24 protein-coding genes are annotated in these 22424 nt (G+C 40.6%); 12 read left to right on the top strand and 12 right to left on the bottom strand.

Annotated elements, in window-relative coordinates; translation table 11 throughout:
• Positions 1-3: 3 nt before the first annotated feature.
• Positions 4-1116 carry a YdcF family protein gene (locus KVY11_RS06420; RefSeq protein WP_168159219.1) on the top strand — a complete coding sequence of 371 codons (1113 nt, stop codon included), beginning with the start codon at positions 4-6 and terminating at the stop codon, positions 1114-1116.
• Complete coding sequence (locus tag KVY11_RS06425; RefSeq protein WP_218288465.1) at positions 1116-2147, top strand: alpha/beta hydrolase; 1032 nt, start codon at positions 1116-1118, stop codon at positions 2145-2147. Before KVY11_RS06420 ends, KVY11_RS06425 begins: the two co-directional genes overlap by 1 nt.
• Before the next feature lie 58 nt (positions 2148-2205).
• On the opposite strand, the gene KVY11_RS06430 is transcribed toward KVY11_RS06425, so the two are convergent.
• Positions 2206-3876, bottom strand: coding sequence for an FMN-binding glutamate synthase family protein (locus KVY11_RS06430; protein WP_218288466.1), 1671 nt, complete (start codon positions 3874-3876; stop codon positions 2206-2208).
• Between the two features lie 298 nt (positions 3877-4174).
• Here KVY11_RS06430 and KVY11_RS06435 point away from each other — a divergent pair, with 298 nt between their 5' ends.
• Together KVY11_RS06435 and KVY11_RS06440 are read left to right on the top strand one after the other, a co-directional pair.
• Positions 4175-4861: a response regulator transcription factor gene (locus KVY11_RS06435; protein WP_148825979.1), complete on the top strand. Its 687-nt coding sequence runs from the start codon at positions 4175-4177 to the stop codon at positions 4859-4861.
• Positions 4858-6756, top strand: coding sequence for a 7TM diverse intracellular signaling domain-containing protein (locus KVY11_RS06440; protein WP_218288467.1), 1899 nt, complete (start codon positions 4858-4860; stop codon positions 6754-6756). Before KVY11_RS06435 ends, KVY11_RS06440 begins: the two co-directional genes overlap by 4 nt.
• Before the next feature lie 26 nt (positions 6757-6782).
• Here the strand turns inward: KVY11_RS06440 and KVY11_RS06445 are convergent, their stop codons facing one another.
• From KVY11_RS06445 to KVY11_RS06460, 4 genes are all read right to left on the bottom strand, one after another.
• Positions 6783-7949 (bottom strand): cupin domain-containing protein, encoded by a 1167-nt coding sequence (locus tag KVY11_RS06445; protein ID WP_218288468.1) that lies wholly within the window; start codon positions 7947-7949, stop codon positions 6783-6785.
• A gap of 178 nt (positions 7950-8127) precedes the next feature.
• A protein-coding gene (locus KVY11_RS06450; RefSeq protein ID WP_218288469.1) for an IS3 family transposase occupies positions 8128-9266 on the bottom strand; the annotation gives its coding sequence in 2 pieces (ribosomal slippage) (positions 8128-9008 and positions 9008-9266; 1140 coding nt in all).
• A 266-nt stretch (positions 9267-9532) separates the two neighbouring features.
• Positions 9533-10126, bottom strand: coding sequence for a nucleoside triphosphate pyrophosphatase (locus KVY11_RS06455; protein WP_004984727.1), 594 nt, complete (start codon positions 10124-10126; stop codon positions 9533-9535).
• On the bottom strand, positions 10123-10509 hold the full coding sequence (locus KVY11_RS06460) for a DUF2237 family protein (RefSeq protein WP_004984725.1): 387 nt from the start codon (positions 10507-10509) through the stop codon (positions 10123-10125). The genes KVY11_RS06455 and KVY11_RS06460 overlap by 4 nt, the downstream gene beginning before the upstream one ends.
• 139 nt (positions 10510-10648) lie before the next feature.
• Here KVY11_RS06460 and KVY11_RS06465 point away from each other — a divergent pair, with 139 nt between their 5' ends.
• The 4 genes from KVY11_RS06465 to KVY11_RS06480 all read left to right on the top strand — a co-directional run bounded on the left by KVY11_RS06465 (position 10649) and on the right by KVY11_RS06480 (position 14374).
• Positions 10649-11839: a phosphoglycerate kinase gene (locus KVY11_RS06465; protein ID WP_058869696.1), complete on the top strand. Its 1191-nt coding sequence runs from the start codon at positions 10649-10651 to the stop codon at positions 11837-11839.
• Between the two features lie 149 nt (positions 11840-11988).
• Entirely contained in the window at positions 11989-12264 is a 276-nt protein-coding gene (locus tag KVY11_RS06470) for a hypothetical protein (protein ID WP_218288470.1), read from the top strand.
• A 121-nt stretch (positions 12265-12385) separates the two neighbouring features.
• Positions 12386-13423 (top strand): class II fructose-bisphosphate aldolase, encoded by a 1038-nt coding sequence (gene fba, locus KVY11_RS06475; RefSeq protein ID WP_004984718.1) that lies wholly within the window; start codon positions 12386-12388, stop codon positions 13421-13423.
• 93 nt (positions 13424-13516) lie between these two features.
• On the top strand, positions 13517-14374 hold the full coding sequence (locus KVY11_RS06480) for a DMT family transporter (RefSeq protein ID WP_183173095.1): 858 nt from the start codon (positions 13517-13519) through the stop codon (positions 14372-14374).
• Here the strand turns inward: KVY11_RS06480 and KVY11_RS16590 are convergent.
• Positions 14334-14567, bottom strand: a complete 234-nt coding sequence (locus KVY11_RS16590; RefSeq protein WP_256350688.1) for a hypothetical protein — start codon at positions 14565-14567, stop codon at positions 14334-14336. The genes KVY11_RS06480 and KVY11_RS16590 overlap by 41 nt on opposite strands.
• A 100-nt stretch (positions 14568-14667) precedes the next feature.
• On the bottom strand, positions 14668-15321 hold the full coding sequence (nfsB, locus tag KVY11_RS06485; RefSeq protein WP_218288471.1) for an oxygen-insensitive NAD(P)H nitroreductase: 654 nt from the start codon (positions 15319-15321) through the stop codon (positions 14668-14670).
• Between the two features lie 417 nt (positions 15322-15738).
• Here nfsB and KVY11_RS06490 point away from each other — a divergent pair, with 417 nt between their 5' ends.
• Positions 15739-15966, top strand: coding sequence for a hypothetical protein (locus tag KVY11_RS06490; protein ID WP_004696967.1), 228 nt, complete (start codon positions 15739-15741; stop codon positions 15964-15966).
• A gap of 61 nt (positions 15967-16027) precedes the next feature.
• On the opposite strand, the gene KVY11_RS06495 is transcribed toward KVY11_RS06490, so the two are convergent.
• Complete coding sequence (locus KVY11_RS06495; RefSeq protein WP_218288472.1) at positions 16028-16747, bottom strand: UDP-2,3-diacylglucosamine diphosphatase; 720 nt, start codon at positions 16745-16747, stop codon at positions 16028-16030.
• A gap of 89 nt (positions 16748-16836) precedes the next feature.
• Positions 16837-17346, bottom strand: coding sequence for a peptidylprolyl isomerase (locus tag KVY11_RS06500; protein WP_004696971.1), 510 nt, complete (start codon positions 17344-17346; stop codon positions 16837-16839).
• 235 nt (positions 17347-17581) lie between these two features.
• Between KVY11_RS06500 and KVY11_RS06505 the strand changes: the two genes are divergently transcribed.
• The 3 genes from KVY11_RS06505 (at position 17582) to KVY11_RS06515 (ending at position 20873) form a co-directional block, all read left to right on the top strand.
• Positions 17582-19300: a glutamine--tRNA ligase/YqeY domain fusion protein gene (locus tag KVY11_RS06505; protein ID WP_218288473.1), complete on the top strand. Its 1719-nt coding sequence runs from the start codon at positions 17582-17584 to the stop codon at positions 19298-19300.
• An 80-nt stretch (positions 19301-19380) separates the two neighbouring features.
• Entirely contained in the window at positions 19381-20292 is a 912-nt protein-coding gene (locus KVY11_RS06510) for a bestrophin family protein (RefSeq protein ID WP_218288474.1), read from the top strand.
• A 119-nt stretch (positions 20293-20411) separates the two neighbouring features.
• Positions 20412-20873, top strand: coding sequence for an SRPBCC domain-containing protein (locus tag KVY11_RS06515; RefSeq protein ID WP_004696977.1), 462 nt, complete (start codon positions 20412-20414; stop codon positions 20871-20873).
• Here the strand turns inward: KVY11_RS06515 and KVY11_RS06520 are convergent.
• The 3 genes from KVY11_RS06520 to KVY11_RS06530 form a co-directional block, all read right to left on the bottom strand.
• Positions 20867-21406: a lecithin retinol acyltransferase family protein gene (locus KVY11_RS06520; protein ID WP_004984706.1), complete on the bottom strand. Its 540-nt coding sequence runs from the start codon at positions 21404-21406 to the stop codon at positions 20867-20869. The two genes, KVY11_RS06515 and KVY11_RS06520, sit on opposite strands and share 7 nt — an antisense overlap.
• Before the next feature lie 202 nt (positions 21407-21608).
• A complete protein-coding gene (locus KVY11_RS06525; RefSeq protein WP_218288475.1) occupies positions 21609-21857 on the bottom strand; it encodes a hypothetical protein in 249 nt (82 codons plus the stop codon).
• Between the two features lie 208 nt (positions 21858-22065).
• Entirely contained in the window at positions 22066-22290 is a 225-nt protein-coding gene (locus KVY11_RS06530) for a hypothetical protein (RefSeq protein WP_004984703.1), read from the bottom strand.
• Positions 22291-22424 lie beyond the last annotated feature (134 nt).

The following is a 22424-nucleotide window of genomic DNA, read 5'->3' on the forward strand; positions in this document are numbered from 1 at the left end:
AGTATGAGTAAAACCCATAAAATGGTGCGTTTAATGCAAATCACTTCGGTGCTGTTTGCATTTTTCGGCTGTTTAATGATTTTTATTTATACGCCTTTTTATTCTAAGCTGATTGTGGCGACATTAAATGCCTTTGTCCCTGTAGACGTCAATGAAGTCGCAGCACAAAGTCAAAAAATGGCAGCACTCAGTGAGCAAGAAAGCTTAGAACCGGGTTCTGATTTGTGGATTGCCCGTCAAGCGTACTTACAGTTGATGGAAGAGCAAATCAAAGAACATAATTCGCAAAACCTAACCACGATTCAGGCACGTTATAAAGCACTGCAAGAGTTGATTATTTCTGAACAGCGTGAAGAACAAGAAAAAGAGCAAAAGCCTCAAATTCCTTTGGTGGTTGAGGAGGCAAGTTCTGAGGTTGATCCGACCGAAAATGTTAAAGAACTCTTAGAACTGAATAGCAAAGAAAATAAAGCCCTGATGGAACATTATCTCGACTTTTTAAAAACACATAAAGTTGAGACTGTAGAGGAAGAGCCGATAGATGAACAAATCTATCAGGACATCGCACAAATACATGCACAAAATGAAGAGAGAAAAGCGGCATTAAACATGCCGAATGCCATAGTCGTTTTGGGTGGTGGATTAACTTTAGACAAAAACCGTAAAGATATTGTGGTGAATGAATATACGCGACTACGTCTTGAAACCACTTTACAAGTAGAACAACAGTTCAAGCTCCCCATTGTGCTTAGCGGTGTCGAAGCCCCGTATATGCAAAAATGGTTAAAGGCACGTGGCGTCGATGCGAAACTATTGGAAGATCGTAGTATGAACACCTGCGAAAACTCGCGCTTTAGCTCTTTGCTTTTACAGAAAAAAGGTGGTGCGCCTAGAGTGATTTTAATTACAGATCAATATCATATGCCACGTACACGCCGTTTATTTGCTTTAAATGGTATCGAAACACAGCCGATTGAGGCACCTATGCCGACCCAATTAACCCAATGGCGTCCAAGTGAACAAAATTATGATCATAGTCGCCGTGCCAATTATGAAATGCTCGCAACGATACGCGATGTACTGTTGGGTTCGAGTGACTGTCGGGAGATTCCATAATGCCTGAACTTCCTTTTTTAAATCCTTCGGTACTCAAACAGCTTGAACTTCCTGTGCCGAGTCGTGAGACGACACCACAGCTTCTAATGCCTTTGAATCTAAACCAGCCGTATGAGGCATCGGTGGAGATGGTGTCTTATCGTCGTTTATACGGTTTAGATACGTTGGACTGTGATCACTGGCAAGGTTATGTTCAAATGCCTTTGTTTAAGCTGCATGTCCAAGTTTTTGCACCAAAAATTGAAAAAATCAAAGGTTCAGTCTGTCTGTTGCATGGCTATTTAGAGCATAGCGGAATTTACCAACCCATTATTAAAGAGTTGCTTGAACAAGGCTTTAGTGTACTGACCTATGATCTTCCGGGGCATGGACTCAGTGATGGATCACCTGCGAATATCCAAAACTTTGATCATTATCAAGATGTGTTACATGCTGTGGTACGTTATGTTAAACATGCTGAGCAGTTGCCACAACCGTGGCTAGGCATAGGGCAGAGCACGGGTGGTGCAATTTTGATGCATCATTTGCTTGAATTTGCCGAACGCCGTGAAAACCCTTATGTACAACGTGTTTTGTTGTTGTCGCCACTCATTCGACCTGCAAAATCTGCTTGGTGGCATAATTCGGTTGGATTGGGTATTATTCGACGGATTAAACGCCAAGTGCCGCGCCATTTTAGGCGGAATAACCATAACCCTGAGTTCTTACGTTTTGTCCGTTTAAAAGACCCACTACAACCTCGTATGATGGGTATGGATTGGATTTTGGCTATGTCCAAATGGATGTTGGAAATGGAACAGCGTCCAGCCTGTCGCATTCCAGTCTGGTTAGCTCAAGGTGCACTGGATCAGACGGTAGACTGGCGTTATAACATTGAGTTTATTCGTGAAAAGTTTCGCTTACAGACCTTATTGATGTTGGAGGAAGGTTCGCATCAATTGATCAATGAGCGTTCGGATATTCGTGCGGCATTAACAGGTCTAATCCCAGCCTTTTTACATGCGCAGGGTTCATCGAGTGGATATTACTAACATTCTGTGATTTCTGTTATCGAAAATAAAAAGGAGGCTTTATCAGCCTCCTTTTTATTTAGAAATGTTCTAATTTGGACATATTCCACATACGGAAATAGAAGTTCTCTTCATCTTTATTTTCACAAGACAGCAGCTCACCATCTTTTAACCAAAAATGTAGCTGCGCATAGTTTCGAATTTCTCGGTCATTAATGCGTTGCGCTAAATGGCGTGCTTTAATTTCTGCTGGATGTTTTAAGCCTGCTGAAGCAATCATTTCCGAAAGTGCTTTTAATGTGTTGTCATGAAAATGCAGCACACGTTCGGCTTTGGTGGGCACATGTAGTGCTTTTTGACGCTCTTTGTCTTGCGTTGCAACACCAACAGGGCATTGGTTGGTATGACAACTTTGTGCTTGAATGCAGCCCACCGCAAACATAAACCCTCGTGCAGAATTGACCCAATCTGCACCAATTGCCATGGTACTAGCAATATCAAAGGCACTAACCAATTTGCCGCTGGCACCAATTTTGATCTGATCACGTAAACCCGCACCGACCAGTGTATTGTGTACAAAAAGTAAGCCTTCACGTAGTGGTACGCCCATATTATCTATCAGCTCGATAGGCGCTGCACCAGTCCCGCCTTCGGAGCCATCTACGACAATAAAATCAGGAATAATTTGGGTATGCAGCATGGCTTTGACAATGCTCATAAATTGCCAAGGCTGACCAATACACAGCTTGAAACCGACTGGTTTGCCTTCAGATAACTCACGCAGTTTTTGAATAAAATGCATCATCTGAATTGGCGTTTTGAAAGCCGAGTGACTTGAGGGGGAAACACAGTCATGATCACGACTGACGCCTCGTATTTCAGCAATCTCTTCAGAAATTTTATCTTTCGGTAGAATCCCGCCATGACCGGGTTTTGCTCCTTGAGAGAGCTTGATTTCGATCATTTTGACTTGAGGTCGTTTGGCTTGAACAGCAAATTTTTCAGGGTCAAATTGACCATCTAGAGTACGGCAACCGAAATAACCACTGCCTAACTCCCAAACAATATCACCTCCATATTCAAGATGGTACGGACTTAAACTGCCTTCGCCAGTATCATGGTAAAAACCACCCATTTGCGCTCCTTTGTTTAGAGCGCGAATGGCATTGGCACTCAGGCTGCCAAAACTCATGGCTGAAATATTGAAAATAGAAGCACTATAAGGTTGTGAGCATTGCGAATTGCCCACCAGAATACGGAAGGTTTTAGGGTTAGCAGGTGTGCATGGGCTCAGTGAATGAGTCATGAAGCGGTAGTTGTCTGCATAGACATCGATAATGGAGCCGAATGGTTTATCTGCATTCTGGTTTTTTGCACGTTGATAGACCAAACTACGTTGCATACGTGAAAAAGGCAGTGCGTCTTGATCGGCCTCAATAAAATACTGGCGAATTTCAGGGCGGAAATCTTCAAAAATAAAACGAAAATGCCCCATGATTGGGTAGTTCTTTAAGATCGAATGTTTATTTTGTAAAACATCATGCAAGCCAACAAGACTCAGTAAACCTGTGATCAGCCAAATACTGTTCAGTAAAGTGTCTGAAATAAAATAATTAATATAGATAGGGGTGCGGCTATAATTAAAAAAAGAAATGCTCAAAAAAATAAAAATACACAGTAGCCAAATGGAGTGCCGTGAAAAGAAAGTATTCAGTAATTTATGACGTATGGATTGAGCAGGGCTAGACATATGGCTGGGCATCCTTCCAGATTGTTTAGACCTAATGTGCCAAGTCTCTGTTTCATCTACAAGTAATAAATTGTTGTTACGCCCGTTATTATTTGCTGTGGGAATTCAATATTAAAATTATGGATAAATTTTATACAGATTGATATCTTTCAGAATTTAAAGTATATAAAATGAATATGAATAAGCGCTTATTGTTCAAAAGAAAAAATTATAAATTACTTACTTCTAGGGATAGGTTAGGCCAAGTTTGCATCGGTATAGTGTGGTTGAAGAATGATAAGAAAAAGGGGAAGCTTCAGTGAAAAATAAGGAAACTGTTTTGCCTGCACCTGTTTTAATCGTGGAAGATGAAGCCATGATTCGCTCGCGTCTAGATCTGATCCTGTCGGAACTGGGCTATAGTCAAGATATGCTGATTTTTGCTAAAAATTTAGCTGAAGCCATGCAAATCATTGCCTCACAACCCATTTCTTTAGCCTTAGTCGATTTAGGGTTGCCTGATGGAAATGGCATCACTTTAATTGAAAAACTCAGAGACATAGATGAAAGCGCATTAATTCTAGTGATTTCGGCATGGAGTACACAGCAAAGCTTATTTGCCTCGATTAAGGCTGGAGCGAATGGTTATGTACTAAAAGAACGTGATGATGCTGAAGTACTGATGTCGATACGGAGTATTTTGCGCGGTGGTGCACCGATTGACCCATTTATTGCTCGTGAAATATTAAATCAAATCTCGACCTCAAATACCCCACAAACTGAGCGGGTAGAGCAGTTAGATGGTCAGGACTATGACCAACTCACCAATCGAGAAACTGAAATTCTTAATTTAGTGGCGCAGGGTCTGAGTAATCGTGAAATTGCTGAGCAATTATTTGTATCACGTTATACCGTTGAAAGTCATATTAAGCATATTTACCGGAAGCTTTCCGTCACAAAAAGAACTAAAGCAGTCAGTACTGCACGTTCTTTAGGTATTTTATGAGAAATGGTTGGCTGAGTATTTTTATCACACTATGCTTGTGTGTGATTAGCTTTGCCAGTTCCGCGCAAACGAACTTTATTGTTAGTCCAACCTGTAAAGTAAATATCGATAAAATTTCTGCAGTGAAAACAAGGTCTATTGATGTTGTTCCAAAGATTGGGTGGGTCGAGGTCAAAAACCCTGATGTGTGGACAGAGCGTTGGCCATACTATGATGGTGGCGTTTGGTACCATTTTAATTGGCATTGGAGTTGTAAGGATAGTAATGAACTGAAGCAGCCTTTAGCATTTTCTGTGGAAGGCATGAGTAGCGCAGGCGCTGTTTTTTTTAATCGAAATTTACTTTGGAAAGATAAGCATTTAGTTGAGCCTCTATCCAAAAGTTGGAATACCCCGCGTTTTTGGATCCTTCCTGTCGAAAGCTTAAAACAAAAAAACAATGACATTTGGGTGTATGTGGTTGGTAATAGTTATGAAAGTCCGGGTTTAGGTAATCTAGAATTTTCTGATATCACAACAGCATATGATAAACAACAAAAACGAATTTGGAACAAGAGAGCACTGTTTCAAGTTAACTTAGTTATTTCTACTACCTTAGGGTTGGTGTGTTTTGTCATTTGGTTTTTTAGACGCAATGAAACGACATTTTTGTGGTTTTCTGTTAGCTGTTTGTTTTGGGTATTGTTTATTTGGAATGTCATCAATCGAGAAGTGTTTCCATATCCAAACTCCCTGTGGGTCATGAAAACTAATCTGACTTTTTTTGTTTTATACAATGTTTGCTTTTGCATTTACCTGCTGCGTTTTGTAAGAACAAAGTTTGCTGAGTTAGAAAAAACCTTATTTTTAGTTGCTGCGGTGTGTATTGTTACCATCTTATTTATCCCGAGCTTGATGGTTAATATCGTAACTGCGGTGATTTTCTTATTGTGCATTGTGCTCTTTATCGCATCATTCTTTTTTGTGATTTATCGTGCTTATAAAACGAAGCGCCCTGATTATATTTTATTGGCTGTTTGTTTAAGCGTGATTCTTATAGTTATGCTTTATGATATTTCACTACTTTTTGATGGTCATATTAATGACCATCAGCCCTTGTCACCGTATACCTCACCGGTGATCACATTTTTTATCGTGATTATTCTCGCAACGCGTTTAGATAGAAATATCAAAAAAATACAAAGATTTAATACTGAGCTTGAGCAGAGGGTAAGCTTTGTGACCAGTAATTTGTCCTCTAGTTTATATGCACGACACCAATTAGAGATTGAAAATGTTCGTCTACAGGAGCGTATTCATTTAGCGCATGATTTGCACGATGGTTTGGGGGCATCTTTGGTTCGTTCCATGATTTTGGTGGATCAGAGCGCTAGTACCATGTCGAATCAACAATTTTTATCCATCCTCAAATTGCTTCGAGATGATTTAAGACAAATTATTGACAGCGGTTCTTTAATCAATAACAAAACGCCAGATAATCCTGTGTTATGGATTGCTCCTGTTCGGCATCGGTTTAGTCAGATCATGGATGAGCTAGATATGGAGGCGACTTGGAGCATTCCGGAGGCATGGGAAATACAACCGACGGCACTACAATGTTTGACTTTAATTCGTGTGCTTGAAGAAAGTCTGACCAATATTATGAAGCACAGCCAAGCACGGCATATTGATGTAAAAATGTATTATCCAAGTACAACTCACTTGGTCATGATTATTCAGGATGATGGCGTAGGCTTTAATGTGGAGTGTGTGCTTAACCACGGGATGGGCATTGGTATGCGCAGTATGAAAATGCGTTTAGAAAAAATTGGTGCTGAGCTCAATATCGAATCTGAAAAAGGCTGTACCAAAATTATTGCCAGTTTAAGGTTTGGTGAGGGAGAAAGTGCTGAGTAGATTAGATTCCTCAGCACTTGGTTTGCTTAAGCTTCGTCAGGTGGGAGTAGCATTAAGACGGATTCGTTCATCAGCATTGCAATGTCTTCTAGAATATCGGCATCATATAAGCTTTCATCAAGTAACAGTGCTTCACCATCTGCTAAATTCTTAAGTAATGGTGCAAATTGCTCTGAAATGCATAGCCCTTCACCATTGGCCCAAAATAAGAATGCACCTTCATCGTGAGTATATAGTAGGCGAGAAGCGGGTTCTAAGATCAATTGATAACCTTGGTCTAAAATACCTTCTAAATCTCCTGTGCCAATTTCTTCAGCATCAGGAATGTTTTCAGGGTACTTTGGCTCTGACATCAAGGTCATAATAGCATCTTCAAGCAAAGTTGAATTTTGTAGCTGAGCCAAAATTTCTGCCTTTAAATAATCCAATTCGTTTTGTGTTAGTTGACCGATCGGACTTTGTTGGTCACGGACAATATCGAGCAAAGGACTACGCAGTAGCGCGTTATCAGACAGTTTGTCGCCTACACGGTCTACCATGTCGGTGACGTTTGGCATACGGAAGCCAAAAGAGAAGGTCAGACAGTCATCTTCAGCTACACCATAATGTGATAAACCCGGGGGTACATAAAGTAGATCACCTGGTGCTAATACTTCGTCAAAATGTACGTCAATTTCAGGCAGTAATTTTAAAGGTTGGCCTGCAACAATCTCAGATTCAGCATCGCACATTTGACCCAACTGCCAACGACGATGACCATAACCTTGAACTAAAAAGACATCGTAAAAGTCAAAATGCTTTCCGACAGAGCCACCTTTAGGCGCATAAGACACCATGATGTCATCACGGCGCCACTGCGGAATAAAAGGAAATTTTTTCCACAGTGCTGCTAAGTCAAAAGAGTAGTGATCTACGGCTTGAACCAATAAAGTCCAGAGTTTTGGCATCTTTTGGAAGTCAGCTTTTAACAGCGGTGAAGACTTTACCGACCACTGATTTGGGTCACGGTCTTTTTGTTTGATGAGACGAGCTGTGACATTTTCATCTAAAGCCAGTTCCATAATATCGCTAGGTTCTAAAATATTGATAATTTCAGGCAGCGCGTTGCGGACCAATAATGGCTTTTTTTGCCAATATTCGGCAAGGAATTGTTCAGCTGTAATACCGCCAAGAACATCAATAGATTGGGACATGGAAATAGCCTAAGTAAATTTAAAACAATATTGTGACTATTGTCTTATGATCGAAGGTCTATGTGCAAGTATCGTTAGATTTATTTAAATAAATTGAGTTTGTCTCAGTCGTTATGATTTCAGGAATCAAAATTTTTACAGCTGGACTGCTCCCAGTATCCTAGACATTGAAGTAGCCTCATTTTGCAGCTGCCTCGAATGCTTCTGGACTCATCCCATCAAGATGCGAATGGCGCCTGATTCGATTGTAAAGCATCTCGATGTAATCAAACACATCCGCACGCGCCATTTCGCGTGTTTTATAGATTCTCTTTTTAATTCTTTCCTTCTTTAAGCTACTAAAAAAGGATTTTGCAACGGCATTATCCCAGCAGTTTCCTCTGCGGCTCATGCTAGGTATTAAGTTATGCTTCTGACAGAATTTTAACCAGTCTCCGCTACTGTATTGTGAGCCTTGGTCTGAGTGTATGATCACAGGTTCATTAGGTCTGCGTCGCCATACTGCCATGAGTAGAGCATCAAGTACGATATCTTTGGCAAGCGTAGATTTCATTGACCAACCGATCACTTTCCTTGAATATAAATCAAGAACCACAGCCAGATATAACCAGCCTTGCCATGTGCGAATATAAGTAATATCAGTCACCCACGAAGTATCAGGTGTATTTACAACAAACTCTCGATTTAAATGGTTGAGTGGCACAATCTGAGGACGGCCTCGACCATAGCTTTTATGTTTCTTATACCCTCGTATAGTTGTAATACTATTGTTTTTCATGATCTTTAGTACACGATTAGGTCCACAACCCTCACCTAATTCTTTAAGGTCTAAAGTAATGCGTCTGTAACCATAGATACCATAGCTGGCATCATAAGAAGAACGAATGAGCTGTAATAAACGCTTGTCTTCAATGGTTCTACTTGATTCAGGTTCATGTAGCCAAGCGTAATAACCAGCGCGAGCGATCTTTAATACCCGACACATCGTTTTAATCTTAAATTGATGGCTGTATTCAAGGATGAATTGATACTTCACTCGGGCTGGCTTGCAAAGTACCTTGCGGCCTTTTTTAAGATATCTCGTTCCTCTTCTGTCTGTTTAAGCTGACTTTTAAGGCGGAGGATTTCTTTCTTTGCTTCAAGCAGTTCATGTTCATCATGATTGTTGTGTAATGGATGTACAGCTTTAAGCCATTTATAAATACTGTGCTGTGATACACCTAAACGTTCTGCCACATCACTGACAGAATATCCTCGTTCAGTAATCAATTTTACAGCTTCATCTTTAAATTCTGGGGTATAACGTTGTCCACTCATAATGTTTTCTCCTATGCAAAAAGAATAGACCATATTTGTCTAGGAGAGTGGTGGCAGTCCAATTACGCTATACCGTAGTCTATTCATTCGAATCTACTTTAAACGAGTCATTCAAGCTTATCTCTCAGCAAATTCATCTAAAAATCTTTGAGCGATTGGCTATATATTTTATTCATGTTGTTGTTACATTTAATGCTAAGAATTGAACAGCGACATTTGCTGCTGTTCAATTTATTGGGGAAGTAACTAAAAATACTGCTACAGAATTAAGGCACAAGCACTTTTAATTCACGCAGAATATGACACAACTGAATCATAGGCATACCCATCAACGTGGTTTGATCTTGTCCTATCATTTGTTCAAATAAGCTGATACCAAGGCTTTCACACTTGAAGCTTCCAGCACACATCAGTGGTTGTTCAACTTCAACATAACGCTGAATTTCAGGCAGTCCCAGTTTACGGAACTTAACTTTATAGTGCTCAACCAGACTACGTTCAAAACCTGTTGAATGTTGCTGCACGCTGAGTGCGGTACTGAAGTAGACAATTTTGTCCGAATTGGCCTGTAGCTGTTTAATGGCTTTTTCAGTACTCAATGGCTTCCCAATAAAAATATCGGGTGCACCTTCACGCCATGCCACTTGATCTGAACCAATCACGATTGCTTCAGGGTTTTGTGACGCAATGACATGCGCTTTTTCATAAGCCAATCGTTTGGCTAAATCATCGGCATGGCTTTCACCACGAGGCGATTCGTCTATATCAGGCACAACGCAGCGGTAGTCTAGACGTAAACGATTCATGAGGTCTTTACGAGTTTGACTGCTTGATGCCAAGATAATTTCTGAAGTATTCATTCGACAGCATATTCCATAAGCACATTTAGTGGTACGTAAGACAGTACAGCTTGATGGCAAGCTTGAACTTTAACAGGAGGTGCAAAACCGGCCTGATATGCTTCTACCCAACGGGTCACACAGATACACCAAAAATCACCAGGTTGTAGACCTGGAAAGTCAACTTCAGGTACAGGGGTAATGAGATCATTACCCACTCGCTGAGAAAAATTTAAAAACTCAGAGGTCATTTCGACACAGATTGTGTGTTGTCCCAAATCGGAAGGTGCAGTATGACAAAAACCATTACGGAAATATCCCGTGATCGGGGAATAACAACAGCTGGCTAAAGGTTCACCCAAAACGTTTAAACGGTTTAGATTTGGATCAGGATGAATAGACATAAATGCTAAATCTAGTGAGACTTTTCACTATGATAGCAAAACTTTGCCTTTCGTTTGCTTTTCTGCAAAAGAAGCTAACCTTTTTCTGCATAATCATTTAAAATCGACGCGATTTTTATATATAGAAAGAGAGCTCTACATGAATTTTCAGCGTATGACTGACCTCGATTTAACGGGTAAACGTGTTCTTATTCGCGAAGATTTAAACGTTCCTGTTAAAAATGGTGTGATTACAAGCGATGCACGTTTACGTGCCGCTTTACCAACAATTAAAGCAGCGTTAGCACAAGGCGCAGCACTAATGGTTTATTCTCACCTTGGTCGTCCAGTTGAAGGTGAGCCAAAACCAGAACAATCATTAGCGCCTGTTGCTGCGTATTTGACTGAAGCATTGGGTCAAGACGTTCAATTAGTGACAGATTACCTTGATGGTGTTGAAGTTGCAGCAGGTCAAGTGGTACTCCTTGAAAACTGCCGTTTTAACGCGGGTGAAAAGAAAAACAACCCAGAACTTGCAGCAAAATATGCAGCACTTTGTGATGTATTTGTGATGGATGCATTCGGTACAGCGCACCGCGCAGAAGCATCAACTGAAGGCGTGGCACGTTTAGCGAAAGTTGCGGCGGCTGGTCCTTTATTGGCGGCTGAGCTAGATGCACTTGGTCGTGCATTACAAACACCTGAAAAACCAATGGTTGCTATTGTTGCGGGTTCTAAAGTATCGACTAAGTTAGATGTGTTGACATCACTTTCTGATATTTGTGATCAATTGATCGTGGGTGGTGGTATTGCCAATACGTTCTTGGCAGCAGCAGGCTTCAATGTAGGTAAATCATTGTGTGAAAATGATTTGATTGACACCGCAAAAGCAATTGCGGCAAAAGTTTCTGTACCGCTTCCAACGGATGTTGTAGTAGCAGATGCTTCTGAAATCGATTTTGCAGACTTCTTAGGTTCATTGGCTGCTGCTAAAGCTGTCGTGAAAAAAGTTGAAGATGTGACTGACAATGACATGATTTTGGATGTAGGTCCAGAAACAGCAAAAGCATTTGCAGACATTTTAAAAACGTCAAAAACGATTCTTTGGAATGGTCCAGTGGGCGTATTTGAAGTTGATCAATTCGGCGAAGGCACAAAAACTTTATCTTTAGCGATTGCTGAATCTGCTGGCTTCTCTATTGCAGGTGGTGGTGACACTTTAGCTGCTATTGATAAATACGAAGTTGCAGATAAAATTGGTTATATCTCAACCGGTGGTGGTGCTTTCCTTGAGTTTGTCGAAGGTAAAACACTTCCAGCAGTTGCAGCGCTGATAGAGCGTGCACAATAATTATTGTGTACTAGTGCTGTTGTAAAAAGGTTGACTTCGGTCAACCTTTTTTTATGAACTTAACAAATCTATTCATCATTCAGTCATGAAAATGAAATAATGCTGAAATAAACTACAGGGCATTAAATCATCTGTTCTAGGAAAACATTATGAATTTAAAAATGACCCTTGCTGCACTTTTGTTAGCACCATTGGCACTGACTGCTTGTAAGAAAAATGAAGCACAAGAGCAAACTGCTGCGGCATCTGAAACAGCAGCAGTTGAAGAAGCTGTAACGGCTGAACAACAAGCGGCAATTGATGCGATTGATCAGCCAGAATTGGATGAAAAGAACAAAGACATTCCTGCTGAAGTTGCAAATGCACCAGCAGATGCTGCAACAGCAGATCCTGCGGTAGAGGCTTCGGCAGCTACAGCGCACTAAATACACGCGAATTTCGTAAAAAGTCCCTGCAATTGCGGGGATTTTTTTTAAATAGTGTTATTTGTTGCTGAATTGAAACCTTTGAGCATGTAGAATATGTCGCATCAACTGGGAGGACATTATGGCTCTTATTTCATTGCGCCAGCTCTTGGATCACGCCGGCGAACATGCTTACGGCGTACCAGCATTCAACGTAAACAACTTAGAACAAATGCGCGCAATCATGCTTGCAGCAGATGCGACAAATTCACCTGTTATCGTACAAGCATCAGCGGGTGCGCGTAAATATGCAGGTGCTCCATTCTTACGTCATCTTATTTTGGCTGCAATTGAAGAATGGCCACACATTCCAGTGGTAATGCATCAAGACCATGGTACAGATCCAGACGTTTGCCAACGTTCAATTCAATTGGGCTTCTCATCTGTGATGATGGATGGTTCATTGGGTGCAGACGGTAAAACACCAACAACGTATGAATACAACGTTGATGTAACTCGTCGTACAGTACAAATGGCGCATGCATGTGGTGTTTCAGTTGAAGGTGAAATCGGTTGTTTAGGTAGCCTTGAAACGGGTATGGCCGGTGAAGAAGATGGTGTAGGCGCTGAAGGTGTTCTTGATCATTCTCAACTTCTCACTTCAGTTGAAGAAGCACGTCAGTTCGTTGCAGATACCAATGTAGATGCACTTGCAATTGCAGTGGGTACTTCTCACGGTGCGTACAAATTTACGCGTCCACCTACAGGCGATATTTTGGCAATTGACCGTATTAAAGAAATTCATGCGGCGCTGCCAAATACCCACCTTGTGATGCACGGTTCAAGCTCTGTTCCTCAAGAATGGTTAGCGATCATTAACCAGTACGGCGGCGACATCAAAGAAACTTATGGTGTTCCTGTTGAGCAATTGGTTGAAGCAATCAAGCACGGTGTTCGTAAAATCAACATCGATACAGACTTGCGTTTAGCATCGACTGGTGCAATGCGTCGTATGATGGCTGAACAACCAAGCGAATTTGACCCTCGTAAATTCTTCGCGAAAACTGTAGATGCAATGAAACAAATTTGTGTTGACCGTTATGAAGCATTTGGTACTGCGGGTAATGCCGATAAGATTCGTCCAATTTCTTTAGAGAAAATGGTTGATCGTTATAAATAATTCTTTTTGAATAATCTATATTGGAAAAGCCCACCCTGATGTGGGCTTTTCTATGTGTGTTTATATTCGAGGCGACAATAATAAGAGTGTGCTATGGAACTGATATTTGCTGCGGCCTGTTGTAGTGTGGTGGTCTCCATTCTTTTAAAATGGGGCAAAAACAAAGGATTTGATCCGATCCAGATGATCAGCTGGAACTATGCTTCAGCCAGTTTACTGTGTTACGTCTGGTTTAAACCTGACCTAAGCCACGTTTCTGTTTCAAATACTCCGTGGTGGCTGATTATAGCGCTTGGTGTCTTGTTACCGAGTGTATTCTTATTTTTGGCCAAGTCTTTACAATATGCAGGCATTGTCAAAACAGAAATTGCACAGCGTTTGTCGGTGATTTTATCCTTATTGGCAGCATATTTTATCTTTCAAGAACAGTTTAATCAGCTCAAAATTCTCGGGGTAGTGTTGGGGCTTGCCGCCGTGATGTGCATTTTATTTACCAATGCCTCTGGTGGTGGAGAAGGTCAAAAACAGGCCGTGTGGTATTTAGCACTGGTCTGGTTTGGTTATGCGCTGATTGATGTCTTACTCAAATATACAACAGGGCTGGGTGTGCAGTTTTCCGTTGCGTTAAACCTGATGTTTATTTGCGCGTTTTTATTGTCAGTCGGTTATGTTGCTGTGACCACGAAAAATATCGGCTTAACCAAGAACGTCGTGGCAGGTCTATGTCTTGGGGTGTTGAACTTTGCCAATATCGCACTTTATGTCAAAGCTCATCTGCTACTCAAGGATAGCCCAGCGGTGGTTTTTGCGGGCATGAATATTATGGTGGTGCTGTTAGGCGTATTCAGCGGACTACTTTTCTTTAAAGAAAAGCTCAAACTCCCAACAGCCATCGGATTGGTGTTGGGTATTACAAGCGTGGCTTGTTTAGCTTATGCAATGTCTGTTTAAAAAAGTTCTGCACAAAGGAGAAAGGGTGTTTGAGTAGATCCTCAATCACTGCAATTCCCAATAACAGCCCTGGTTGCTCACAACTGGGGCAATTGGGATAGTGAGGGCGCATGATATGTTGATACTGACCTAAATAGATTTTATTACAGTGTGCACATTCAAACTTCATCGGCATATTTGGCTTAACAGACATCAGCAACCTCACTATTTTTGTTTTGACATTGAGCATGATGAAGCAATTTTCAGGCCCAAAATATAAAAGGGACTGAAGTCCCTTTTATAAACAAATAGCATTACAGCTGCGTGAAAATATCTTCTTTGCTTAAGCGAGACTTTGGCAATTTTGCATTGAAGTCAGCATCACTACGATAGCCTAGTGTGAGCAATACAGAAGGGATTAGACCTTGTTCGGCTAAACCTAGCTCTTCACTAATAATGGATTCATCAAAACCACCAATTGGCGTCGCATCAATTTTTTCAATACCTGCAGCCAATAGAATTTGACCTAAAGCAATAAAGGTTTGGTTTTCGGCCCAACGCTGCACATCACCTTTTTCATTGCGGTAATAGTTGACATAACCTGAACGACTGTCTTTTTGGCCTTGCTTAGCGGCATCATCTTTAAAACGACCATGTAGGTCATCTTGATGCAATAAATTTTCCAAATGTTGCTCAGAAATATCGGTTTTGGTGCAAAATAAAATTGTATGTGATGAATCTAGCACTTTGGGAGCATTGTATGCGTATTTACCTACTAGCGCTTTTGCAATTCGTTCTTTGGCGTTTGTGTTTTCTGCAATGAAAAAATGCCAAGGTTGGATGTTGATAGACGATGGCGTTAAGCGGAGAATTTCTAATAATCGAGCAAACTGTTCATGAGGGATCTTTCTATTTGGGTCATAAGCTTTGGTGGTATAACGACTTTTTGAAATATTTAGAAGATCCATAATCGCACTCGATTTATTGTTGATGTCTCATTCTAACCGATGAAAGGAGACTTGTGATCACGCTACAACTCGAACAGACATAGATTTTAGTTGAATATGTGTGCCGGGTGAAAACTCATTTAAGCGCCTGTGAATAAAGTATTTATATGAAAAGTTTTTTATTTCAAACAGATAAAATAATAAAGAAGTCATTCTATTAAAAAATGGGCTACTTTTGCTTAAATCTTGACAACCTAGTATAATGCAGACTACGAGTAGGTATTGTTCCTACTTTTCTATGATATAGCTGATTGTGATCTATCTGAGTTCAGGCATATGACTTGAATATCATCATTGTAACTACAGAATTATTATTCAAAACCCGTTTTATTAATCTCTTTGTTCCATCACAAAAAGCTCACTTAGTGAGTTAAAATTTTGACAACTTTAAATACATGGCGTGTTGCTACAGCCGTAAATGGTAGTGAAATCAATGTAAAATTGGTGCCACTTAAACGTCAACAGAATACAAATCACGGTTTAATCTGGGTTGAAGTGGGGCATATGATTCAACTTGAATCTGGCGAAACTCTTCCAATGAACTTAGATGGTTTGAGCTTTTATACCGGTGTTAATCAATTGTATCGTCTAAATGAGTTGAACTAAGGCGATAAGTACTTGAGTTAGCAATATGTATAATATTGATTGGTATAGTAAAAAAATGGCATTAATACTGCCATTTTTTTAATGCCAAATTTTGTAGATGACCATTCGCATTAATTTCTAAAATCTGAGCGGAATCTTCTTTCCAGTCACCGAGTACAATTCTCTTTTTCCCATCAATATCATGAATATTGGCACGATGGGTGTGTCCGTGAATCAGTAAATCAGCATTGCTTAATGCTGATTGAACAGCATCTTGATTCACATCCATGACTTCATAGCTTTTAAACTGTTGCGCTTGATGGCTTTTTTTACGGAATCCATTGGCCAATTTTTGTCTAAAGCCAAGCGGTGTACTTTTTAAAAACTTTAGCAGAAGTGGATTACGGATGATTTTACGAAAACGTTGATAGGATACGTCGTCCGTGCAGAGCAAATCACCATGTTCAATACGTATGATGTGATCTGAAAGTTTGAGTGTGTAAACTTCGGCTAACAGTTGACCATTAAATTGGTCTAGGAACTGTTGTCCTAGGGCAAAATCACGGTTACCTGTTAAGAAATAGATGTGATTGCCTGCATTTGAAAATTGTTTTAAGGCGCGAATGATTTCATCTAGCCAAGGGGCTGTGTAGTCGTCGCCAATCCATGCATTGAACCAGTCGCCTAAAATATACAGCTGAGTGTTCTTGTTTTTATAAGCCTCTAATAAATCTAAAAACCCCCGAACGAGTCGAGGGTGATCTGGTGACAAGTGTAAATCAGCGATAAACAAATAGGTCACGGAAGTTTCCATTTTAATTTAATCTCTCTAAGTCCCTCTTTTAAAAGAGGGACTTCCTCCCTTTTTTAAAGGGAGGTTAGGAGGGATTCTTATTCAGAAATGATCTTAGCAGATTCAATCACAACGTTTTCTAGTGGAACGTCAGCGTGGTAGCCACGGTTACCAGTACGAACACCTTTAATTTCGTTTACTACGTCTAGGCCTTCAGTTACTTTACCGAAAACTGCATAACCCCAACCTTGTGCATTTTTGCCAGAGTGGTTAAGGAAAGAGTTATTACCCACGTTAATAAAGAACTGAGCAGATGCAGAGTGAGGTGCTTGTGTACGCGCCATTGCAATTGTACCAAGGTCATTGGTTAAGCCGTTATCAGCTTCGTTTTCAATTGCATCACGTGTTGCTTTTTCTTTGAAGTTTTCATCCATACCACCACCTTGGATCATGAAACCATCGATCACGCGGTGGAAAATTACGCCGTCATAGAAACCGTCACGTACGTATTCTAAGAAGTTAGCAACAGTGATTGGTGCTTTTTCGTTGTTAAGTTCAAGAACAATACGACCTTTATTGGTGTTTAATTCGACTTGAGGAAAACTCATTGTGTAATCTCCTAATCATGGACATCAAAGCCATGGGTTTTTTGGTTGTGAGAAGCATAAGCAAACTGTAAACTACAAGGCAAGTAAAAACGTTATTTTCTTTGTAAAATAGATCAAATATCGTTTAAGGGGCTGTAAAATATTCATAAATCGACTGATAGATCAGTTAGAATTATGCTCGTATAGCAGGACCCTATTTTTCCTTAATTTTTTTCATCAAAGTGATTTTTAAACTATGAAGCCGAATGATGTTGTTTCAACACTGCCAAATAACCCGACACCAAGTAACAATGCCTCTGTCGCAGCGCAGCAAGAACAACAGCCAGGCTTAGACTTTGTTCGCCAAGTGATTACCGAAGATTTGGCTGAAGGTCGTACGCAAAAAGTAGTCACGCGTTTCCCGCCAGAGCCGAATGGTTATTTACATATTGGCCACGTGAAAGCGATTTGCTTAAACTTTGGTATTGCCAACGAGTTTGATGGTTTTTGTAACCTACGTTTTGATGACACCAACCCAGATGCAGAAGAACAAGAATATGTAGATGGGATCGCCAACGACGTTAAATGGTTAGGTTTTGAGTGGAATGGCGAACCGCGCTATGCATCAAGCTATTTCGATCAACTCCATGCATGGGCGATTCAACTGATTAAACAGGGTGATGCTTATGTTGATTTGCAGTCACCTGAAGAAATTCGTTTGAACCGTGGTAACTTTATTGAGCCAGGTAAAAACTCGCCTTACCGCAATACTTCAGTTGAAGAAAACCTTGCGCGTTTTGAAAAAATGAACAATGGTGAATTTGCCGAAGGTGAAGCTGTTCTGCGTGCCAAGATTGATATGGCATCTCCAAATGTGCATATGCGTGATCCTATTTTGTACCGTGTACTCCATTCAGAGCATCACCAAACAGGTGATAAATGGAAAATGTACCCAATGTACGACTATGCGCATCCATTATCCGATGCAATTGAAGGCATTACTCACTCACTGTGTACTTTGGAATTCCAAGATCACCGTCCGTTTTATGACTGGGTGGTTGAGAAAGTTCACTCGGAAGCAGTACCACGTCAGTATGAATCTAGCCGTTTAAATATCGACTATACCATTACCTCTAAGCGTAAATTGCGTAAATTGGTTGAAGGTGGTTATGTCAATGGATGGGATGACCCACGTATGCCAACCGTTGTAGGTATGCGTCGTCGTGGTTTTACCCCAGAAGGCCTACGTGACTTCTGTAAGCGTGTTGGTGTGTCGAAGTCAGATGGTATTGTTGATGTTGCAATGCTTGAATACTGCATCCGTCAGTCTCTAGAAAATGTTGCGGCGCGTGGTATGGCGGTGTTGAACCCACTTAAAGTTACGCTCACCAACTTGCCTAACGATATGGATTTAACCCATTCACGTCATCCAAATGTAGACATGGGTGAGCGTGTGATTCCGTTAACCTCTGAAATTTACATTGACCGTAAAGACTTTGAAGAAGAACCACCAAAAGGCTTCAAGCGTTTAATTCCGGGTGGTGAAGTTCGTTTGCGCCATGCTTATGTCATTAAGTGTGATGAAGTGATTAAAGATGAAAACGGTGAAGTGGTTGAGTTGAAATGTTCAATCGACCCTGAAACTTTGGGCAAAAATCCAGAAGGGCGTAAAGTTAAAGGGGTGATTCACTGGGTATCTGCAAGCAAGGGCATTCCTGCTGAAGTGCGTATTTATGATCGCCTGTTTACAGAGTCGGACCCTGAAGTGGGTGATGATTTCTTAGCGAACTTGAACCCTGATTCATTGAAAATTGTACGCGCGGTGATTGAGCCTGCATTAGCGCAAGCACAGCCTGAAGACCGTTTCCAATTTGAACGTGAAGGCTATTTTGTTGCAGATCAGTATGACCATACAGCAGAGAAACCTGTGTTTAACCGTATTTTAGACTTAAAAGACAGTTTTAAGCCTAAATAAGCGCTGTTTGCTTGATGTGGATAGATATAAGGCTCAACTTCGGTTGAGCCTTTTCGTAGCGAAACCAATAGGAATACACTGTGATTGTTCGAGATAAAACCAATAGCTTTGCATTACTTTTTGCTTGGCGCGGCACCATTTTACCGAAAGTGTTTCCGGCACTGATGGTCGGTGTTTTAATTTCAACACTGTTGGTTTATCTAGCGACTCAACATTACGTGACAGCTCCTGCAGTGCCTGTCATTGGTTTTACTGTATTTGGTGTGATTCTTTCGATTTTCTTAAGCTTTCGAAATACAGCGTGTTATGACCGCTGGTGGGAAGGGCGTAAGCTATGGGGAGCAATGATTGCCAACGCACGGCATATGATCCGTGATAGTTATGTCTTAAATGATGCAGAGCGTACAGTTTTGATGTATCGCGTGATGTTATTTAGCCACTTGCTTCGAGATCGTTTACGGCAGCATAGTCATACCTATGACCACTATCAAGCCAAAGTACAACTGACAGTAGAGCAGTGGGAGGTATTGGCTACGCATATTAATCCACCGCAATATCTATTAGAGCTTACGCAGAAAGATCTGGCGGTGTTGTATAAGCGTGGTGAGATTAGCGATATTATTTACAGTATGTTGACTAAGCATACGGTGGCAATGGGCGATATTCACGCTGGTTGTGACCGTATTTCATCTACACCTCTGCCATTTTCTTATTCGGTTTTGTTACACCGTGCCGTGTATTCTTTCTGTCTCATTTTACCTTTTAGTTTAAGTTCCAGTCTTGGTTTTTGGTCACCTGTGATCGTGGCCTTAATTGCCTATCTCTTATTAGGTTTAGATGCGCTAAGTGCAGAGTTAGAAGAACCTTTCGGGCTTCAGGAAAATGACTTGCCTTTAGATGCTATTGTACGTGGCATAGAGCGTGAAATGCTCAGTTCTTTAAATGAATCCTTGCCAGAACCAGTAAGTGCGCATAGAGCCAATTTAAGTTAAAGCATTAAACAAATCCATAACAGAAAATGAGCGGATTGCCTGAGCCATAACAAATTTTCGATATGATTGGTTTGTTGAGATGTGCTATCACTAAGTTTAAAAGTGATAGGGATATAACAATGACTACCGTGATCGAAACTCAGATGCTGATTCGGCGTTCTGTCAATATTGTGTTTAATGCTTTTGTTGATCCACTCATAACCACCAAGTTTTGGTTTAGTCAGTCTTCGGGCTATTTAGAAAAAGGTGCAATGGTCGATTGGACATGGGATAAATACCAAATTACGCACTCGACTCATGTCCTACAAGTCGTTGAAAATGAGCTGATCTGCATCGAATGGGGCACGCCTAAAACTAAAGTTGATTTTGTATTTGAAAAAATCGACAGCATGAATACCTATGTGATCATTCGAAACTATGACATTGAGTTACAAGGTAATGAGCTGATTCATTATGTGATGGATGCAACAGGTGGCTTTACTACAGTGCTAGATGGTGCCAAGGCATGGCTTGAATACGATATCCAGCTCAACTTAGTTGAAGATAAATTTCCGCCTTTTCAGTTACGTTCACATCAGTGATCTTTTTTAGAGCGTTCCTCTTTAAACTCAAAATAGTTGCCGAGCTGCTGTTTGGCCTTATCACGTAATTTCTTTTTGATATAAAGCACCAAGGCAAAACAGGTGGTGGTCAGCGTTAACATTAGGCTGTTCATGAAACTCATCATAGAGCTAACATAGCCAATGGTAGTGAGTCGGTTCATCATTTTGATGACTTGTGGGCTACTTTCTACGCCTGTAATGGCCCACGTGCACAAGTGTTCACAGTTATTGATAATAAGATGGTAGTTGTTTTCATGCATGCGTGAGCGCATCCGGCGAACCACTTTACGGCCTTTATATTTGGGGGCTTGGTACTGATTGACTGTGATTTTACGTCCGTGGCTGAAGTTCTCGATAGAAGTGATTTCAATCGGATGCTTTTTAAAAAGATGCGCAAAACCTGAATAATGGATTACACGTCCACGCCCAGCATATATGCCGTGATGCGTATAGCCAAAATGTTTGACTATGAGATGAGCCCCCAAGGGGTAGTGGACTTTTTGTTGTTGCATGCCTAATACGTGCTAATTCATTACAGTTGTCTTTTATCTGTATTTTAAAGCTTCTGTTGGGAATTAGCGACCGTTTAGTGGGTTTCGGTTATTTGAGTTTACGATGATAGAAATAAAAAGAGACCGATTGGAAAGGAGTATCTAGCTTTTGTGATCTCATTTAAAAAGGATGCAAGCATCCCTTTTAGAGAGAAGACGATGTTTATTGGTCCACTAGACCTAAAAGTGAGTTTTGGGTACTGCACATGCGTGTTGCTTCTTCAGTGTTCATCGCTTTCACATCGTCTTCAAATTTCTTTTTTTGTTCTTTGAGTTGTTCTTCAGGTAAACCCATCTGCTCGGCAAGTTTTTCCATTTTCTCCCAAGACTCAACACAAGCTTTCGGCATCTTGCTACATGCTGTTAAAGATAAAAGGGTAATACAGGTGCTGACCATAAGTAATTTTTTCATTGCTTAAACCTTTAATTTTCAAACATTATTGATTTTTATATTGAGCCTGTAAGGTAACAAAAAAACTAGACTTTGTATAATATTTAAACGTGCAAAGTGTACTGTGCTTCATATACCGTGGTTTTTTATACGCAGAATGATGTACAGCCATTAAAAAAGGCACTTAGATTAATCTAAATGCCTTTTTGATGAATATTCAGTGACTCTACTACTGTAGAGGTCGATGCTGAAGTTCATTTAACTCCTTACGGCCATAGCCACGAGAAGCTAATACCTTTTTAATCCCAACAATCACGTCTTCATCGGTCGCTGTTTTAAGCTTTTCGATGAGCTGTTCATTGGTTTTACAAGAGCAGTCATTTTCAACACAAGCAATTTGATTTTTATGCTCGTTTTGCTGTTCATTTGAAAACAGCTTTTGCCAAAAACTCATATAGACTTCATTTACAACCTAACATAGGGTGAAATATAACCAATCTGGAAAATAATGCAAGTCAGCGTGAGAGATAAAAGCAGCGATCGATGTCGAAAAATTCCGATTATAGCGCAAGGTATTAACGTTATTAT

It is taken from the genome of Acinetobacter sp. CWB-G5 (assembly GCF_019209785.1).
Classification (GTDB): Bacteria; Pseudomonadota; Gammaproteobacteria; order Pseudomonadales; family Moraxellaceae; genus Acinetobacter; species Acinetobacter johnsonii.

What these genes read in the sequence shown, in the direction of transcription:
- KVY11_RS06420 (WP_168159219.1), top strand. Translation starts at nt 4, where the DNA reads ATGAGTAAAACCCATAAAATGGTGCGTTTAATGCAAATCACTTCGGTG.
- KVY11_RS06425 (WP_218288465.1), top strand. Translation starts at nt 1,116, where the DNA reads ATGCCTGAACTTCCTTTTTTAAATCCTTCGGTACTCAAACAGCTTGAA.
- KVY11_RS06430 (WP_218288466.1), bottom strand. Translation starts at nt 3,876, where the DNA reads ATGTCTAGCCCTGCTCAATCCATACGTCATAAATTACTGAATACTTTC.
- KVY11_RS06440 (WP_218288467.1), top strand. Translation starts at nt 4,858, where the DNA reads ATGAGAAATGGTTGGCTGAGTATTTTTATCACACTATGCTTGTGTGTG.
- KVY11_RS06445 (WP_218288468.1), bottom strand. Translation starts at nt 7,949, where the DNA reads ATGTCCCAATCTATTGATGTTCTTGGCGGTATTACAGCTGAACAATTC.
- KVY11_RS06455 (WP_004984727.1), bottom strand. Translation starts at nt 10,126, where the DNA reads ATGAATACTTCAGAAATTATCTTGGCATCAAGCAGTCAAACTCGTAAA.
- KVY11_RS06460 (WP_004984725.1), bottom strand. Translation starts at nt 10,509, where the DNA reads ATGTCTATTCATCCTGATCCAAATCTAAACCGTTTAAACGTTTTGGGT.
- KVY11_RS06465 (WP_058869696.1), top strand. Translation starts at nt 10,649, where the DNA reads ATGAATTTTCAGCGTATGACTGACCTCGATTTAACGGGTAAACGTGTT.
- KVY11_RS06470 (WP_218288470.1), top strand. Translation starts at nt 11,989, where the DNA reads ATGAATTTAAAAATGACCCTTGCTGCACTTTTGTTAGCACCATTGGCA.
- fba (WP_004984718.1), top strand. Translation starts at nt 12,386, where the DNA reads ATGGCTCTTATTTCATTGCGCCAGCTCTTGGATCACGCCGGCGAACAT.
- KVY11_RS06480 (WP_183173095.1), top strand. Translation starts at nt 13,517, where the DNA reads ATGGAACTGATATTTGCTGCGGCCTGTTGTAGTGTGGTGGTCTCCATT.
- KVY11_RS16590 (WP_256350688.1), bottom strand. Translation starts at nt 14,567, where the DNA reads ATGTCTGTTAAGCCAAATATGCCGATGAAGTTTGAATGTGCACACTGT.
- nfsB (WP_218288471.1), bottom strand. Translation starts at nt 15,321, where the DNA reads ATGGATCTTCTAAATATTTCAAAAAGTCGTTATACCACCAAAGCTTAT.
- KVY11_RS06500 (WP_004696971.1), bottom strand. Translation starts at nt 17,346, where the DNA reads ATGAGTTTTCCTCAAGTCGAATTAAACACCAATAAAGGTCGTATTGTT.
- KVY11_RS06505 (WP_218288473.1), top strand. Translation starts at nt 17,582, where the DNA reads ATGAAGCCGAATGATGTTGTTTCAACACTGCCAAATAACCCGACACCA.
- KVY11_RS06515 (WP_004696977.1), top strand. Translation starts at nt 20,412, where the DNA reads ATGACTACCGTGATCGAAACTCAGATGCTGATTCGGCGTTCTGTCAAT.
- KVY11_RS06520 (WP_004984706.1), bottom strand. Translation starts at nt 21,406, where the DNA reads ATGCAACAACAAAAAGTCCACTACCCCTTGGGGGCTCATCTCATAGTC.
- KVY11_RS06525 (WP_218288475.1), bottom strand. Translation starts at nt 21,857, where the DNA reads ATGAAAAAATTACTTATGGTCAGCACCTGTATTACCCTTTTATCTTTA.
- KVY11_RS06530 (WP_004984703.1), bottom strand. Translation starts at nt 22,290, where the DNA reads ATGAGTTTTTGGCAAAAGCTGTTTTCAAATGAACAGCAAAACGAGCAT.